The 16,766-nt window shown below is 65.1% G+C and carries 15 protein-coding genes; 2 read left to right on the top strand and 13 right to left on the bottom strand.

Going from position 1 to position 16,766, the window contains the following annotated elements; translation table 11 throughout:
- Positions 1–116: 116 nt before the first annotated feature.
- The 3 genes from AAA989_RS01980 to AAA989_RS01970 form a co-directional block, all read right to left on the bottom strand.
- Positions 117–542, bottom strand: coding sequence for a DUF6152 family protein (locus tag AAA989_RS01980; protein ID WP_338240794.1), 426 nt, complete (start codon positions 540–542; stop codon positions 117–119).
- Positions 543–624: 82 nt separating this feature from the next.
- A complete protein-coding gene (locus AAA989_RS01975; protein ID WP_338240793.1) occupies positions 625–1,386 on the bottom strand; it encodes a hypothetical protein in 762 nt (253 codons plus the stop codon).
- A 128-nt stretch (positions 1,387–1,514) separates the two neighbouring features.
- Complete coding sequence (locus tag AAA989_RS01970) at positions 1,515–3,467, bottom strand: outer membrane protein assembly factor BamB family protein (protein WP_338240791.1); 1,953 nt, start codon at positions 3,465–3,467, stop codon at positions 1,515–1,517.
- Positions 3,468–3,837: 370 nt separating this feature from the next.
- Between AAA989_RS01970 and AAA989_RS01965 the strand changes: the two genes are divergently transcribed.
- On the top strand, positions 3,838–4,374 hold the full coding sequence (locus AAA989_RS01965) for a hypothetical protein (protein ID WP_338240790.1): 537 nt from the start codon (positions 3,838–3,840) through the stop codon (positions 4,372–4,374).
- A gap of 14 nt (positions 4,375–4,388) precedes the next feature.
- A complete protein-coding gene (locus AAA989_RS01960; protein WP_338240789.1) occupies positions 4,389–4,907 on the top strand; it encodes a DUF6644 family protein in 519 nt (172 codons plus the stop codon).
- Positions 4,908–5,067: 160 nt separating this feature from the next.
- On the opposite strand, the gene AAA989_RS01955 is transcribed toward AAA989_RS01960, so the two are convergent.
- The 10 genes from AAA989_RS01955 to AAA989_RS01910 form a co-directional block, all read right to left on the bottom strand.
- Positions 5,068–7,146, bottom strand: a complete 2,079-nt coding sequence (locus tag AAA989_RS01955; protein WP_338240788.1) for an outer membrane protein assembly factor BamB family protein — start codon at positions 7,144–7,146, stop codon at positions 5,068–5,070.
- A gap of 64 nt (positions 7,147–7,210) precedes the next feature.
- Positions 7,211–8,860, bottom strand: coding sequence for a carboxylesterase/lipase family protein (locus tag AAA989_RS01950; RefSeq protein WP_338240787.1), 1,650 nt, complete (start codon positions 8,858–8,860; stop codon positions 7,211–7,213).
- Between the two features lie 89 nt (positions 8,861–8,949).
- Positions 8,950–10,068, bottom strand: a complete 1,119-nt coding sequence (locus tag AAA989_RS01945; RefSeq protein WP_338240785.1) for a hypothetical protein — start codon at positions 10,066–10,068, stop codon at positions 8,950–8,952.
- Entirely contained in the window at positions 10,065–11,186 is a 1,122-nt protein-coding gene (locus AAA989_RS01940) for a hypothetical protein (protein WP_338240783.1), read from the bottom strand. Before AAA989_RS01940 ends, AAA989_RS01945 begins: the two co-directional genes overlap by 4 nt.
- 2 nt (positions 11,187–11,188) lie before the next feature.
- Complete coding sequence (locus AAA989_RS01935; RefSeq protein ID WP_338240780.1) at positions 11,189–12,262, bottom strand: hypothetical protein; 1,074 nt, start codon at positions 12,260–12,262, stop codon at positions 11,189–11,191.
- A complete protein-coding gene (locus tag AAA989_RS01930) occupies positions 12,262–14,247 on the bottom strand; it encodes an outer membrane protein assembly factor BamB family protein (RefSeq protein WP_338240778.1) in 1,986 nt (661 codons plus the stop codon). Before AAA989_RS01930 ends, AAA989_RS01935 begins: the two co-directional genes overlap by 1 nt.
- Positions 14,248–14,386: 139 nt before the next feature.
- Complete coding sequence (locus AAA989_RS01925) at positions 14,387–15,073, bottom strand: hypothetical protein (protein ID WP_338240776.1); 687 nt, start codon at positions 15,071–15,073, stop codon at positions 14,387–14,389.
- Positions 15,070–15,759 (bottom strand): HupE/UreJ family protein, encoded by a 690-nt coding sequence (locus tag AAA989_RS01920; RefSeq protein WP_338240775.1) that lies wholly within the window; start codon positions 15,757–15,759, stop codon positions 15,070–15,072. Before AAA989_RS01920 ends, AAA989_RS01925 begins: the two co-directional genes overlap by 4 nt.
- Entirely contained in the window at positions 15,756–16,106 is a 351-nt protein-coding gene (locus AAA989_RS01915) for a DUF3147 family protein (RefSeq protein ID WP_338240774.1), read from the bottom strand. The genes AAA989_RS01920 and AAA989_RS01915 overlap by 4 nt, the downstream gene beginning before the upstream one ends.
- On the bottom strand, positions 16,106–16,675 hold the full coding sequence (locus tag AAA989_RS01910) for a hypothetical protein (protein ID WP_338240773.1): 570 nt from the start codon (positions 16,673–16,675) through the stop codon (positions 16,106–16,108). Before AAA989_RS01910 ends, AAA989_RS01915 begins: the two co-directional genes overlap by 1 nt.
- Positions 16,676–16,766 lie beyond the last annotated feature (91 nt).

The raw sequence follows: 16,766 nt of genomic DNA, 5'->3' as shown, positions 1-16,766 counted from the left end.
AATTCTCCTCTCACCCGACAACGTGGCGCGATGAGCGGCGAAAAGTCAATATTCCCAAAAGGAAAGGGGGCCCTCGTCGAGGACCCCCTTGCCGTGTTCCGATTGTGTCGGAGAACTTAGTTGCCTGCGCGGCGGCGTGCGGCGGCCACGGCTTCCGTGGTCGGGTTGCCGAGCGAAAGCTCGCGACCGTTCGGGAAGCGGATTTCCGCAGCCGAGGCGCGGGTGTCGCCATCGCGTGCCTGGAAGGCGTCGACGATGATGTCGGTGCCCGCGGGCAGCGAATTCCTGTTCCAGCCACGACGCAGCAGGGCGGACGGTGCGCCGCCTTCGATACGCCAGCGCTCGGTACGTCCGTTGCGCTCCACATCGATGTGGATCCAGCTATGGGGGTTGACCCATTCGAACATCACGACCTGGCCTTCCAGCCGGATCGGGGCGTTACGATCGAACTCGGTGGCGAACGAGTGGTGCGCATAGGCACCCACGCCCGTCACAGCGAGCACGGCGCCGATTGCGGCAGCGCTGAGCTTCTTGATCTGCATGGTTGAACTCCTCGATTTAAAAACTTGTATGCTGTCAGACGGAAATACTTACGTTGACTTTGTCCGAATAGCAAATCCTACATTACTCTTCGATTAAGTCGCCGTAGAGCAGGCGCTCGGAAAACGGCACGCACTTGAATTCCAGAAGCTGCGCGTCGTCCTCTACGTGACGGTAGAGCACCATGTTCATTTCCCAGGGCTGACTGTAGATCGAAGGATCCTCGATCTCGACGTGGTAGTCGATGTGGTTTCCGCCCTCACGCAGCGTGAAGCGCTCCGTCACGGTAGCCTGGTTGGTGAGGTAGTTGCCGGCCCGGTCGAGCCAGGTCACGCCTTCCACCATTTCGCCCTCGGGCAGCTTCACCAGGCCGGGGCCCTGCGCCAGCGTGGTGACGACGAGCGTGTCGCCATCCCATTGGCCGTAGCTGGTGCCCATCCAGGTATCGATCGGCGGAATGCCGACCTCTTCCATGTGGATCACCCGGTTGGCCGAAGCATATTCGTAGACCATCAGGATATCGTCGCCGTCACCCTGCACGATCTGGAAGGGATGCGGCATGTAGGTGGCGCGCGGAATACCGGGCAGGTAGCACGCGGCTTCGGGATCGTAGTTGATCACGTTGTCGCGGTTGTACTGCAGGCGCTCCTGCGCGGCATCGTTGTAGGGGATTTCCCCGCCTTCCACGACGCCGAGCCCGGCCGGAACGGCACCGATCGCGCCCAGCAGGCGATCGCCTGCCTCCAGCGGATTGGGGCCCGCGCTGTGCGGCTCCACGTTCCAGTTGGCGCTGTTCATCACCTGCCACACGCCATTGAAGTTGGGATGGTCGCCAATGCGCTCCATCTCTTCCTGAGCTTGGGCCGGCGACGACGTCGCCGGAACCATTGCCATTGCCATGGCTACACCAGCCACAGCCGCCAGATGTTTAAGACCCCGCATATACTCTCCTCAGACCTTGCAGTTGTTTGCTACTATTCTTCGAGGGCAAAAGACACGATCTGCCCACCGGCATTGATCGCGACATATTGCCTGCCGTCACTTCCCCGATACGAGAACGGGTTGGCGTTGGCGTTACCTTGCAATTGTGCTTCCCATAGCTGCTCTCCGCTCTCCGCGTCAAAGGCGCGGAAGCGGCGATCGTTGGTCGCACCTACGAAAACCAGTCCGCCCGCCGTCACGCTGGGTCCGGCGCTGCCGGCATTTCCCAGCACCCGGCGCCCCTCGGGCAGCTCGTCGTACTGGCCCAGCGGCACGGCCCAGGCGATCTCGCCGGTGTTGGCGTTTACCGCGGTCAGCCGCGCCCAGGGCGGCTTGTAACAGGGCAGGGCAGGGCCGACGGGGCGGCCGTTGTCGTCGTACTCGCCCGACAGAGGGGCGTTGAAACTGAAGAACGGACCCTTGCCGTCCACGCTGGCGCGATCGTATTCGGGCAGCGGGCCTTCCGCGCTGGTATCGAAGGAATAGGGCTCGTCGCCTTCTACCTTTTCAACCCAGCCGACCAGCGAGGTGTCGAGCGCGTTGACATAGACCATGCCGGTGGTGGGATCGGCCGCGGGGCCGCCCCAGTTCACGCCGCCGATGCCGCCCGGCAATTGGATGGTGGAGCGCGGCGGCTGGCCTTCGGCTCGGTACATGAAGGGGGTGAACGGCCCCAGGTTCAGGAAACCGCCGGCCCGTTCCCACATGGCATAGCAGGCCTCGGAATGTTCGGGCGTGGTGTCCTCCGGCCCGACGATATCCTGATAGGTCATCTCCACCCGGCTGAGCGGCGGGGTGAGGACGGGGAAGGGCTGCGTCGGGTGATAGTATTCGCCGGGCACGTCACCGGGAGGAACGCGGCGCTCCTCCACCGGCAGCACCGGTTCGCCGTCCTGCGCATCGAGCACGTAGAACAGGCTGGACTTGCCGACGTTGGCCAGCGCCATGTGCTGCTGACCGTCGGGCGCCTGCACGGGGATCAGTGTGCCAGCATGGCTCATGTCGATATCCCACAGATCGTGGTGCACGGTCTGGAAATGCCACTTGTACTCGCCGGTTTCGGCATCCACCGCCACCACGGAGTTGCCGAAGACATTGGTACCGGGACGATCTCCGCCCCAGTAGTTGTGCGCCGGGCCGGCGATGGGCAGGTAGGCCGTGCCGGTGCTCTCGTCGACGGTGGCGGCAAAGCCCCACATGTTCGTGCCGCCGCGACCTTCGGCGCCGCCGCCCCAGGTGTCGTTGTAAGGTTCGCCTTCACCCGGCGTCGTATCGAATTCCCAGACCTTCTCGCCGGTGATCACGTTGAAGGCGCGCGGATTGCCTTCCGGGCCCTGCGGGTTTTCCAGGCTGGCCGCGCCGATGATGGCGATGTTGCCCGTGATAGTGGGCGTGCCGCTGTAGCCGGGATCGATCGCCACCGCGCCATCCTCGCCGAACGAGGCGACCGGCTGCCCGGTTTCGAAATCGAAGGCCATCAGCGTCGATCCCGCCGTCACCAGCAGGCGCGCGCCGTGGGTATCGTCTCCCGGCCAGTAGGCGAGGCCGCGCGCGGCAAAGCTGGGGGGCGGTCCGGGCCGGTCGCTGGCGGGGAACTCGTGCTCGTAGACCCACACTTCCTCGCCGGTCGCGCCGTCCAGCGCGATGATGCGGTTCTGCGCGGGGAAGTACATGACGCCGTCGATCACCAGCGGAACGGCGACATTGAATGCGCGGTAGGGATAGGCCCAGGCCTGCTGCAGGTCGGCCACGTTGGACCGGTTCACGTCCGCCAGCGGAGAGTAGCGGGTGGACGCCAGGTCGCGGTGAATGGTCTGCCAGTCGCCATCGGGCATGGCATGACCTTCGACGTGATCGTTCGCTGCCAGCGGGCCGGGGGTAACGGTGGTGCAGGCCGTGGTACAGGCAAGCAGGATGGCCAGTTTGTACGCCGCGCTGGCTTGCATCGCCGATCTCTCCCGAATCACTTCAATTGAATGACGATACCATGAGGCGGCATCGCTCTTGTTGATTCTGTCCTAAACATCCTGCATGGCTTTGACAATGCCTCGCGCCACCCGTTATCGGGCGGGTCGGGCGAGGGGCATTGCCGGGGGATGCTAAGCCTATGAAAAGGCGGGGCCTTGCAGGTCGGAAATGCCGGAAAAACAGGGATTAAGCCGCGCTGGCGGTGTCCCGAAACGGGTATCGGACGGACTGCAACACTTGGCGAACGAGGAATTGACCGCTAGCGGATTTGCGCCAGATCAAGGCGGAAACGCTCCGGACAGGATCAATCTGTCCACACAGAGAGGTTTGAGATGAGGATTATGGGGAATGGGTGATTTCTTTTTCGGATTGACGGAATGGCTGCGGACGACGTTTCTGCTCGAAACAGCCTTCTGGATCGAGACGACAGGCCTCAACCGCCTGCTGGTCGAAAACTTCTGGGCCGTGCCGATCGCACAGGTTCTGCACATCCTCGGCATTGCCGCCGGTTTTGCTGCCAGCTTGATGCTGACCCTGCGCGTCAACGACCTGGCGGGCGGCGCGCGCACGGTGCCGCAGGTTTCCGAACGCTACATTCCGTGGATCTGGTGGTCGCTGATCTGGATTGTGGTGAGTGGTTTCCTGATGCTCTGGGCGGAACCGGTTCGCAACATGATCAACGGCGTGTTCTGGACCAAGATGATCCTCGTCCTGCTGACGATCGCCATCACCATCGGTTTCCAGAACACGGCACGCGCGCAGGCGCATGCCGCTGGCCCGACGTGGAGAGCGAGTGGCGGAATGCGCGCCACCTCGTGGATCATCGTCATCCTTTGGTGCCTTGTGATGGCTGGCGGCCGCTGGATCGCCTACGCGCCGGTTTGAGGGGATTTTGAATAATGGCTTCCTACTATCCTGAACCCACGAATATCTGGGAATCGATCGAATATTCGTCTCTCGGCACGTCGATTGCCGAAAGCCTGTGGGCCTTCCCCACGCTGGAGACGATCCACGTCATCGCGCTGGTGACCGTGTTCGGCACCATCCTGATCATGGACCTGCGGCTGCTGGGCCTGGCATCGAACAAATGGGCGGTGACGCAGATGAGCAAGGATACCCTGCCGTGGACCTGGGCAGCCTTCGTGCTGGCCGCGATCACCGGCACCCTGCTGTTCATCAGCAAGGCATCCAGCTACATGATCAACCCCTACTTCCTGATAAAGATGGGGCTCCTGGCGCTGGCGGGGCTGAACATGCTCTACTTCCATTTCGTCACCTACAAGACGGTGAGCGACTGGGATTCGCATCCGGTGCTGCCCGCAGGCGCGAAGTTCGCCGCCACCGCATCGATGGTGCTGTGGATCGGCGTGGTCTTCTGCGGCCGCGCGATCGGCTTCACGCTGGGCATCTACTACTGACCATTCGGCCAGGCGCCGGATAAAGAAGGACCGCGCAGGCAACTGCGCGGTCCTTTTTGTTTGGTGGTGAGCCCCGAGGGCAAACGCCAGCCTTCAGCTGGCCTGACTATGCTGCGCGCCCAACGAGAACGCTCATACGGGACCGGCTTGGCGAAACGGCCTATTCCAACGCGAAGACATACACCGCCGCGCTGTTGACTTCGGGCAGCGGGAATTCCGGCGTGAAGTTGGGCAGACCGAAGGCCAGCGGATTGCCCATGCCCGTCACCACGGCAACGTATTGCTTGCCGTCCACCGCATAGGTGATGGGGCTGGCATTGGGCACGCCCGTCAGGCCGGTGCGCCACACCTGCTCGCCGCTCGCCTGGTCATAGGCCAGGAACTCGCGGTCCATTCCGCCCGTGAACAGCAGCCCGCCGCCCGTGGCGAGGATGCCGGCGTTGTAGGGCGCGCGGCGGCGGTGTTCCCAGGCCACTTCGCCCGTTTCCATGTCGATGCCCTGGAGGATGCCGAAGTTGCCGTCGCTGTCGGGCGGGGCGGAATAGTAGATGTCCACGCCGCTGGTCAGGAACCCGCCCTCGGTCGGCCGGAGTTCCATGCAGGTGTCGCGTGCGTTCACGAACAGCATGGCGTTGTCTTGCGTCAGCGCGGTGGGGCTCCAGTTGCGGCCACCGCCCGCGTGCGGGCACATGAATACAGAGCCGCGGTCGCGCCCCGGCAACAACGCGGGATCCGGCGTCTTGCGGCCGGTTTCGGGATCGATTTCGGAAATGAAGGTCTGAAAGCCCATGTCGGCGGTGTCGAGATATTCGCCCGTGCGTGCGTCGATCGTGTCGAACAGGCCTTCCTTGCCGCCCGTGATCACCACGTGGCGCTGCTCCCCGTCCACCTCGATATCGGCCACTACGCGTTCGAACACCCAGTCGAGGTCGTACTGGTCGTTCGGCATGTGCTGGAAGTACCAGACGAGCTCGCCGCTGCGTGGCTCGAAGGCGAGGGTGGAGTTGGTGAACAGCCCGTCGTTGTTGCCGCCGGGAATGCGATCGCGCACCGGACCGGTATCGTATGTCTGCGCCACGCCCCACAGCGCCAGGCCGGTTTCGGCATCGTAGCTGCCGCTGGTCCAGACGGACCCGCCGTGCCGCTCGTCATCGGGCAGGCCGTTCCATGTGTCGCCGCCGGTCGTGCCGGTCTTGGCGACGGTGTCGAAATTCCACAGGTGCTCGCCGGTCTCGGCATCGAAGGCGGCGATCAGTCCGCCGCCGGCACGCTGTGTGGCGAGGCCGATCATCACCACGCCGTCCGCCACCAGCGGGCCGCCGTTGCTGCGGGTGTCGGCGGCATCGGGAATGGCGACATCCCACACCGGGCGCCCGGTGCGTGCGTCCAGAGCCATCATGTGCAGGTCCGACGTCGCCAGGATCAGCTTGTCGTTCCACAGCGCGATGGTCTTCTTGCCCTGCATCAATGTGCCTTCGGGCATCTGCCGCCGGTAGCGCCAAAGCTGGCGGCCGGTCGCGGCATCGAAGGCGAACACTTCCTCCCCGTAACCGTGGACGTACATCACCCCGTCGCGCACCAGCGGCTCTGCCATGGTCGGCCCCGCAGGCAGCGCCTGGGACCACGCGACATTGAGATCGTCCACGTTCCCGACCGTGATCTGCGCCAGCGGAGAGAAGCCCTGACCTGACTGGCTGCGCCGCCATGCCACCCAGTCCTCGTCCGCCGGGGCCACCAGTTCGGCCTGCGTCACCGGGGTGAAACCGTCGAGCGGATTGGGCGGGGGATCGCGGTGGGGGAAGGGGTATCGGCTGGTGATGCCGGGAAGGCCGATCTCGTTGCCCGCCTCGTCATCGACGGACAGGGTCGGCACGCTCGCCGCAGCCAGGGTGACGGAGGTGTCGACGCCGTTCTCGGCCAGGATCAGCGCCGTCAGCGCGGCGTAGGTTTCCGCATCGAGGCGTCCGCCCCCGCCGGGCGGCATCGAGGTGGAGATGTAGTCCAGCAAGGCGCCCGAGGGCTGTTCGCCCCAGGTCGAAAGGAACGCGGCACCGGTCAGCGTACCGGCGAACTGGCCACCTGAAAGGTCCGCCCCGTGGCAGGAGGCGCAGTTGGCGGCATAGGCCTGCCGACCGGCATCCAGCTGGTCGGCCAGCGCCGCACCCTGTTGCGCAAGTCCGGACCCGCCAAGGGTCAGCGCCATCACGCCCGCACTCGCGAGCCACAGTCTACCGATCATATCCGCGTTCCTCTCCCCAGAAAGCGCGCACTGTGCCGCAGACTATTCGTCCGTGGCAATCCGCTTAATCAAGTCCCAGCGGTCCGCCCACGCGATCCTGGTAGATGGCGGCGTAGAGATCGGCCTTGGTGGTGCCGAACCATTCGGCGACACCGGTATTTCCGGCGTCCAGAACGAACACCTCGTTCGGGTCCAGCTCGCCCACAGCAGGCCATTGCGGCAGGCCATTGCCGTTGGGGTTGCCGGTGCGCGCGAAGTTCACCCAGTACTGGGAAACGAGATCGGCGAATGCCTCCTCCTCCGGATTGTCGCACATCAGCTCGACGGACGAACCGCCGGGGAAGGTGCGAGGGGCGCACAGGTTGTCGAACACGTAGGGAATTTCGCCCGTATGCGCGGCACCAAGATCGCCGCGGTCCGCGTCATAGGGCGGATCGTGGCGGAACCAGTAGTGATAGGCCCCTTCGCCGATGGCGCCCTGCCACTCGGCGTACTGCCGCATCAGCCAGCTCATGTTGTCGCCGAACGGCTGGGTAGCGGTGACCCGCGCCTCCTCGTCGGTGGAGACCGGATAGGCTGCACGGCCCATTTCGACCCGCTCACCCCAGCGCATGGCTTCGCCCTGCTGCCAGCTTTCCAGCGTGGCGGGCGGGCCGAAGATGGCGGTGAAGCTGCCTTCGTCCTCGTTGGAGCCCACCAGCACGTCCACCGGCAGCTGGCGCCCTTCGGAGAAGGTGATCGCCAGGTCTTCGGGGATTATATAGCCGTCGACGATCATGCCCTGGCCGGGAATGTTGGTGTGCACTTCCTCTGCCGGAAGGGCGCGCAGTTCGGCCAGGCTGGTGGTGCCGAAATTCTCTGCCGCCGCGCCCAGCGAACGCTGCTGCGCTGCCTCGCGCGGCACCATCTGGCCGATATTGAGACCCTGAAACGTTCCGCTCTGCGCGATGGCACGGGCGAACAGCCCTTCGGCCGGCGGCGCGCCGACCAGCGCGGCGTTCATGGCGGAGCCGGCGCTTTCGCCGAAAATGGTAACGCGCGAGGGATCGCCGCCAAAGGCAGCGATGTTGTCCTGGATCCACTGCAGCGCGGCGATGGCATCGCCCAGCGCCTGGTTGCCGCTGGCGCCGTTCGCCTCGGTCAGTTCCGGGTGGGCGAAGAAGCCCAGCGAGCCGACGCGGTAGTTGAAGGTGACCATCACAACGCCCTTCTCGGCCAGGTAGTCGCCATGGCTGAACGGGCTGGAGCCGCCGCCCTCGTTATAGGCGCCGCCGTAGAGCCACACCATCACCGGCAGGTTCTCGTCCGCGCTGTCGGCAGGCGTCCAGACGTTGAGATAGAGGCAGTCCTCTGACGTGCCGGGGCTATCCGGCATGTCGGTGGCGGAATTGACGGGGAAGCGCTGCGGCGCGGGATTCTGCACGCAGGAATCGCCCCAGGTATCGGCATTCAGGACACCGTCCCAGTCGGCGGCGGGCTGCGGCATTTCCCAGCGCAGGTCGCCCACGGGCGGAGCGGCAAAGGGGATGCCCTTGAAGACCGTGACGCCGCCCACGGCTTCCGATGACACGCCCTGGACAAGGCCGTTATCGGTCGCGACGGGGCCGCTCGCGATGGTAGCCGATGCGCCCGGCGCCTCCTGCGCGGTCGCGCAGCCGCCCATCGCCAAACTGGCCAGCGCCATCACGGCGCCGCTTGCAAAAGTCCTCATCATCGCATCCATCCCGCTTTGCATTGCCCGTTGGTGCGGGCGAAAAAAAGGGGCGCACCGGTAGTCCCGGCGCGCCCGTTTCGAGTCAGGCCTTAATGGCCGCCGCCTTCACCCTCGGCAGCGCCGCCTTCGGTGTTCTCGACACCGGCAGCTGCCGCCGTGATGTAGTTGCGGATCTGCACGTTGCCTTCGTGGCAGGCGTATTCGAAGAACTCGTATTCCTCGTCACGCGTCCAGTCGAGGCGGGCCGTCCACTTGTCGGTGAAGACCTCGGGGTCGGTGTAGGTCAGCTCGTAGACGATGTGGTCGGGGCCGGTCATCGTCAGCCGTTCCAGCACGTGGGCCTGATCGCTGGTGGGGATGGTGTTGAAAGGCGGAACGCCCATCGTCGCCATGTTCAGCGGGCTGGGACCGCGTTCGTAGTTGTCTTCCGAAACGCTGGCACCGTCCTCGATGTTGGTGGTCTCGATCACCAGCTGATTGCCTTCCCACCAGCCGATCGACTGGCCCATCCACGTGCGCACTTCGTCCGGCCAGCGCATGGCGTCAGCCGCTTCGGGGCCATCGACGATCGGGATCACGCGGGCGTCGTGGATCATTTCCAGCGAGATGATGACATAGCCCGGCGCCTGCATCACGCGGATGCCGTTGTTGTAGCGGAACGGGAACATCGAGGCCGGGAAGCCGCGGGTCACGCAGCGATCCCAGGTATCGAAATCGTCCACCCAGTCGAAGTGGGTGTTGGGCGTCCAGCTGGAACGACCGGCTTGGTACATTTCCTGCGCCCATTCGGTCATATCCGGCAGCTGGCCGTCTTCCGGGTAGACCAGCAGCGAGGTGCGGCGGCCCGACGCGTCGGATTCCACCCAGTGGCCGAAGCCGATGGTGCCGGCCTCGTCTTCCGCCTCGTAGCGTTCGTCCGAGCCGCTCGCCTGTTCCAGGCGCTGCTGGTATTCCTCGTCGTTCAGGTAGAAGCGGGCGCCGAAGCGTTCCGGCCGCTGCATCGGGATGCTGGCGATATTGTCGATGGGGAACATGCCGCGGAAATCCGGGGCGCCCCAGCTGGTGCGCGGCGGCTCGAAGTCGGTCGGCACCGGCGCGATCGTGGTCAGGTCGTCAGGAACGGTATCCTGCGCGGCGGCGGGCATCGTCAGCGCCAAGGCACTGGCCGTGATCACGGCGATGGTCTTCAGAGTATTACGGGGCATCATTCAGTCTCCTCGGTATTTCGTTGCTGGGTGCCGCGGCTGGCCGGGTCCATGGCCGGGGGCGGTCCGGCGTTCGGATCGATCGGCTCCACCATGGCTCCGCGTTCGTATTCCTGTTGCCGACGGGTGCGGTCGGCGGTGATGTAATTGCGAACCTGCACGTTCCCCTCGTGGCAGGCGTATTCGTAGAACTCGTAATCGTCATCGCGCGACCAGTTTACCCGCAGCGTGAAATCGTCCTCCCACACGACCGGATCGGAATAGTGCATCTCGTAGGTGATCGTGTCGGGGCCCACCATGTGGAACCGCTCTGTCACGGTCACTTCCTCGCTCATCGGGATGGAATTGCCGGAAGGCACGCCGCGGGTCGCCACGTTCAGCGCGGAAGCGCCCGGCTTGATATTGGTGGTCACCACTTCCAGCGTGTTGCTGTCTACCCAGCGGCCCCGGCTGTTGCCGAACCAGCCGTCAACGCCGGCGGGCCATGGCTCTTCCTCGCCGGAAACGGGTATGACGCGGGTTCCCAGCATCTCCAGCGCGATGGTGACGTAGCCGGGCGCTTGGAAGATGCGCACGCCGTTGTTGTAGCGGAAGGGGAACATGCTGGCGGGGAAACCGCGCGTTATGCAGCGATCCCAACTGTCGAAATCGGTGACCCAGTCGAAGGTCTGCCCGGTGATCCAGCTGGCACGCATCAGCGCAGAGCGGCGCTTTCCTTCTTCGGTGAAGGCGGGCAGCCGGCCATCCTGCGACGACACGATCATCGAGGTGCGGCGGCTTCCGGCCTGGTACTCGATCCAGTGGCCAAGGCCGATCGTGCCTTCCTCGTCCTCCGTCTCGTAGGCTTCCTCAAGCTGCTCCACGCGGCCCTGTTCCTGCGCGATTTCCTGTTCGGTCTTCCAGAAGCGGTCGCCGTACTGGGCAGGGCGGTTCACCGGCAGCTCGGCGAAATCGTTGAGCGGCCAGATGCCGCGGAAATCGGGGTCGCCCCAGGGGGTGGTGGCGGGCGTGTAGTCGTCCGGCACCGCCGGCATCGTGGTCAGGTCGTCGGGCACGCTCTGCTGGGCCGCAACCGGCGCAGCAAGAGCCAGCGCTCCGCAGACGAGCATAAGGCGTTTCATTGTCATTCTCCGTTCGCACCCGCGGCACGTTCGGCGCGGCTTGCGGTGATGTAGTTGCGGATCTGCACGTTGCCTTCGTGGCAGGCGTATTCGAACAGTTCGTAATCCTCGTCGCGGGACCAATCGAGCCGTGCCGTCCAGGGCTGGGTGAAGACCTGCGGATCGGTGTAGGTCACCTCGTATACGAGCGAGTCCGGCCCGGTCATGGTGATGCGTTCGACCACCCGGGCATCCGGACTGGTGGGAAGGATGTTCCACGGCTCCCGGCCATGGGTCGCCAGGTTGAGCGGGGAAGGGCCGCGCGCGTGGTGATCGTCATCGACGCTGTCGCCGGTGCGCAGGTTGCCGGTCTCTATCACCAGCGTGTCGCCATCCCACCAGCCGAGCGACTGGCCCAGCCACGTCCGCGTTCCGGCTGGCCAGCGTTGCGCGGCCATTTCCTCGCGCGCCATCACCGGAACGATGCGCGCCTCGTGCACCATCTCCGTCATGATGACGACGTGACCCGGTGCCTGCATCACGCGGATGCCGTTGTTGTAGCGGTGCGGCATCATGGTGGCGGGAAACCCGCGCGTGATGCAGCGGTCGAAGGTATCGAAATCCGATGTCCAGTCGAAGTCCACGCCGTCGGTCCAGCTGGACCGCCCCGCGGCGTACTTCGCCCGGGCATCGGGGGTGAGTTCCGGAAGCTTTCCGTCGACCGGCGAAACGAGCAGCGAAGTCCTGCGGCCGGACGCGTTCGCCGTGAGGAAGGCAGCGAAGCCAAGCCTGTCGCTGGCATTCGCGGCGGCCTCGGTGTTCTGCTCGGTCGCCTCGATCTGCCCCTGCCGCTCCGCGAACTCCGCTTCCGTCAGCCAGAAGCGGTCGCCGTATTCGGGAAGCCGTTCGAACGGGATGCGGGCGATGTCGTCGATCGGGAAAGTGCCGCGGAAATCGGGATCGCCCCAGCTCGTGCGCGGCGGCGCGAAATCGGCGGGGACCGGCGGCATCACGGTCAGGTCTTCCGGCACTTGCTGCGCGCTCGCCGGCAAGGCCAGCGAGGCGGCAGCAAGCAAGGGGAAGACCCGCCAGATCATTACTCGGCTCCAGCGGGAAGGGCGAAGGTCACATAGCGGCTGGGGCCGGGCTCGGGCAGGCCGAGGCCGCCCAGGAAGTGGCCCATGCCGCCGACAGGCACGGTGATCATCTGGCGGCCGTTCACCTCGTAGACGGCGGGAACACCCTCGGTCCCGGCGTCGAAGCGATGCTCCCAGAGGATCTCGCCGGTGGCGGCATCGCGGGCGCGGAAGGCCCGGTCGCTGGCCGTGTTGACGAAGAGCAGGCCGCCGGCCGTGGCGACAGGGCCGGACCGCGGCGTCTGCGCGCCGACCCCGGTGATGCCCTGTTCCTCCAGCGTCAGGATCTCGCCGTTGGGAATGGAGTACAGCTGCTCGCCGGTGTTCATGTCGTAGGCGGTGAGGTTGGAGAAGGGCGGCTTGATCGCCACCATGCCGTTCGACTGCAGCATGAAATTGACCGGCCAGCGATAGGGCAGGTCTTCCCCGTCGGCGTTGGGCATGGCTTCCAGCGCCTCTGGCCGGTTGTCGGCCTGGATCTTCAGCAGCAGCGGCAATTCGCGGCTGACCACGAACAGGCGCTGGTTCACCGGGTCCACCGCCACGTTGCCCCAGTTGGCGCCGCCGTTATGGCCGGGGAAACCGATGGTCCCCTCGATGCTGGGCGGCACGAACGGGCCGGTGCCGGAATCGGGGCGCGAATTGGCGAACAGCTCGCGCAGAGCCTCCTGATCCTCTTCCGGCAGGTAGGGATTGATATCCTCGGGCCGGAACTGCGTGCGCATGAAGGGTTCGGGCCAGGTGGGGACCGGCTGGGTCGGGCTGGCGTGTTCGCCGGGCACGTTGCTGGCCGGAACCGGGACTTCCTCGATCGGCCAGATCGGCTCGCCCGTGCGGCGGTCGAAAGTGAAGATGTAGCCCTGCTTGGTCACCTGCACGACGATGGGGATTTCCTCGCCGTCACGGGTGATCGTCATCAGCTTGGGCGCCACCGGAAGGTCGAAGTCCCACAGGTCGTGGTGCACGGTCTGGAAGTGCCAGATGCGTTCGCCCGTCTCGGCGTCGATGGCGATGATCGAGTTGCCGAACAGGTTGTCGCCTTCGCGGTTGCCGCCGTAGAAGTCGTAGCGCGGCGTGCCGGTGGGAATGTAGATGATGCCCAGCTCGGTATCGATGGTGCTTTCGGACCAGTTGTGCACGCCGCCGAACTTGCTGAAATCTTCCGTATCGGGCCAGGTGTCGTGGCCGAATTCACCTTCGCGCGGGACGGTGTTGAACGTCCACTTCAGCGCCCCGGTGCGCACGTCGTAGGCCTGGATGTTGGCCGGCGCGCTGGCATAGTCATAGGCGCCTGCGGGCAGGCTCATGATCACTGTGTCGCGGTAGATGCGGCCGGGATTGTTGGTCTGCAGCGGGCCGCCGGGCATGGCCACGTCGCCCGGCAGGGCATCGCGCAGGTCCACCCCGCCATCGCCGCCGAAGCTCTCGATCACCTCGCCGGTGGAGGCGTCGACCGCGCGCAGGATGCCGTTGTTGAGCACCATCAGGCGCTCGTCACCCGCGCCGTCGGTCCAGTAGTTGATCCCGCGGGTGCCGATGCGGCCTTCGAGGCTGCTTTCCCAGATCTGCGTTCCCGTGGCGGGATCGAGAGCGACCAGCTGGCCGGAGCCGTTGATCACGTACATCCGTCCGCCCGCAACCACCGGGTTGAACAGCGGGGGCATGCCTTCGCCGGTGGGGAATTCCCAGGCGATCTCGAGCTGCGAGACGTTGGAGCGGTTGACCTGGTCGAGCGAGGAATACTGCGAGCTGTCGCCGCCGCCGAGATAGGCATCCCAGCCGGCATAGTCATAGTCCGACACGCCAACCACGCCCGAAGAGGCGGACGCCATTTCGCCCTGCGGCGTTGCGGCGCAGGCGGCCAGCGCCAGCCCGAGCGAAGCGGCCAGGGCAATGCGCAGCGATGCCTTGCGCGCGGACCTGTTACGACAGTTCGAAGTGATCAACCCAATGCTCCCATGTTGATACGCAGCCTGATCGGCCGTCTTGCATGACTCTGCCTAGCCGGATTCGCCCCTGCTCAACAAGGGTGAAACGGCACCGAAATTGATAAAATCCGGAAATTTCGGACTCACGCAATTTGTATCATTGTGTCGCAGCCGGTTCGTCGGGCGACTGCATCTCGTGGCCCTCCACGCTGCCCTGCGGACTTTCCGCCGCGCCTTCCAGCACGCGCTCCTGCTCGCCCGCGGCGGAATAGACCGTGGACGCCGTCATCGCGCCGCTGGCTTCGAGCCGCAGCATGACCGGGTTCATCGAGCGGTTTTCCCAGAACCAGCCGTGGATGCCGGTGAAGGCCGGGGTGTAGAGGCCGTTCATCGCCTGCGCTTCGTCCACGCCATAGCTCTCGGTGACTTCTTCCCCGCCCTCGAAGGGGTGGGCATGCATGTCGTAGGCGAGCGTATCGGTACCCTCCCAGCGGAACGTCATCGGCTGGCCTTCGGGCATGGTGTACTTGAATTCGACGGATTCGAACGGCAGCAACTCGTATTCCCACACGTCGGACACGCCGTCGCTGGCGGGCAGCGGCGTCTCCGACACGGTGAGCACTTCCTGGCTCTCCATGCGCGCCATGCCGCGTTCAAGTTCGAGGTTGGTGGGCTCGGCTATCTCGGTAAGACCCAGCGTTTCGCCCACGCCCGTCGGGTCCCACCCGGTTTCGGCAGGCAGCACGACGAGCACCAGCAGGGCGGCAACGGCGCCAAGGCCCGCGCCCAGCAAGAGCCCGCGGCGCCCCTTCGCGCGCGATCCATCGGCTGCGATCTGTGTCATGACGAAAAGTATCCTTCCAGTTGATAGGCCGTCAGCGCCACGCCCACGAGAATAAGCGCGACGTTGGCGGCAAAGGCATAGCGCTTGAAGCTGGCCCTGTGCCGCCACGCCGCCAGCGCCAGCACCACGAGCGTAAGCACGATTACCTGACCCAGTTCCACCCCGACATTGAACGCGATCAAATTGGTCAGCAGGCCGTTGGGCGAGACGCCCAGGTCCATCACCTTGGTCGCGAGGCCAAGGCCGTGGAACAGGCCGAACACCAGCACCGCGATGCGGGTATCGAAATTCCAGCCCAGCTTCTGGAATCCGCCGATATTCTCCACCCCCTTGTAGATCACCGACACGCCGATGATGGCATCGACAATATAGGCATTGGCGCCCGTTCCCATCAGCACGCCGCCAATGAGGGTGATCGAATGGCCGATGGCGAACATCGAGACGTAGAGCAGCACGTCCTTCAGCCGGTGCAGGAAGAACACCACGCCCACCAGGAAGGCGATGTGATCGTAGCCGGTCACCATGTGCTTGGCGCCCAGGTACATGAAGGGGATGATCGCCGGGCCGTCTATGGTGCGAACGAAGGCCTTGTCGCCTTCGGCCACATCGTGCGCGAAGGCCGCCAACGGAGTGAGCAGGAGGGCGACGGCAAGCCCAGCAAAGGCGACAGGAACGGCGCGGTTCACAGGTCCAGCCCGAAGCGCGCGCCGATCACCACCATCGCCAGGTAAAGCACGGCCGTAAGCGCGCAGCCCAGCGCCAGTGCGGGCCAGAATCCCATCCCCTGGCGCAGCAGCAAGGGAACCAGCAGGAACATGGGCAGCGAAGGAAGGACGAAGAAGAACGTGGCGCTGGAATGGTCCGCCAACCTTTCCACGTCGGACGTGTCGCGCCAAAGCCAGATCATCGCCAGAATTGATACCAGGGGCAGCGAGACGATCAGCGCACCTGCGCCGGGCCAGCGTCGGGCCACTTCCGACGCCACGGCGACAATCACGCCCGATATCGCAGCCTTGATGAGCAGGTATCCCACTAGTCGGGCTCACTCTCCTCGACGTATTCCTCGAGCGACAGGTCTTCGTTCGGACGCGGCTGGGCGATGTCGTCCACGGTCACGCCTTCGGGCAGCTGTTCGGGGGGATACATGCGGTGGCAGGCGCTGCACACGGCATAGATCGTGCCGCCCACCTCGAACACGGCGTCGGGATCACGGGCGAGCGCCGCCTGTTCGGCCTGCACGGCGGCATCGACGAGGCCCTGCGAATAGGCGATCCAGTCATCGCCGCGACCCTCTGCATAGTCCGGGGTCATCAGCACCCGGCCCAGTTCGCCCAGTCGCGCTGCGGAGGCGCGAACCTCTTCCCATTCGACATCGCCTTCCGGCTGCCAGTCGGTGAAGACCGGTTCACCGTCGATCAGTTCGCTCTTGGAGCCGACCGCGCCCCAGAACACCTCGGCAGTGGGCTGCACTTCCTGCGCCATCATCTGCTGCGCGGTGCCCAGCGGCGGAACGTCCTCCGCCTGGTTGCAGGCGGCAAGCGCCAGAAGCAGCGTGAGGGCAGGGGCCGTCACACCGGCACGGATACGATTGGGCTTGCTCATGGTCTCTCCTGTCCACCCGCCTTTAGGCGCAATAACCTGTCTTGCCGACCCCCGGCTTAGATGGTAGTGGCGCGTCTTGTTGACAATGTCC

The organism is Aurantiacibacter hainanensis (assembly GCF_036321025.1).
Taxonomy (GTDB): domain Bacteria; phylum Pseudomonadota; class Alphaproteobacteria; order Sphingomonadales; family Sphingomonadaceae; genus Alteraurantiacibacter; species Alteraurantiacibacter hainanensis.
This window is presented reverse-complemented; position numbering and strand designations above follow the sequence as displayed.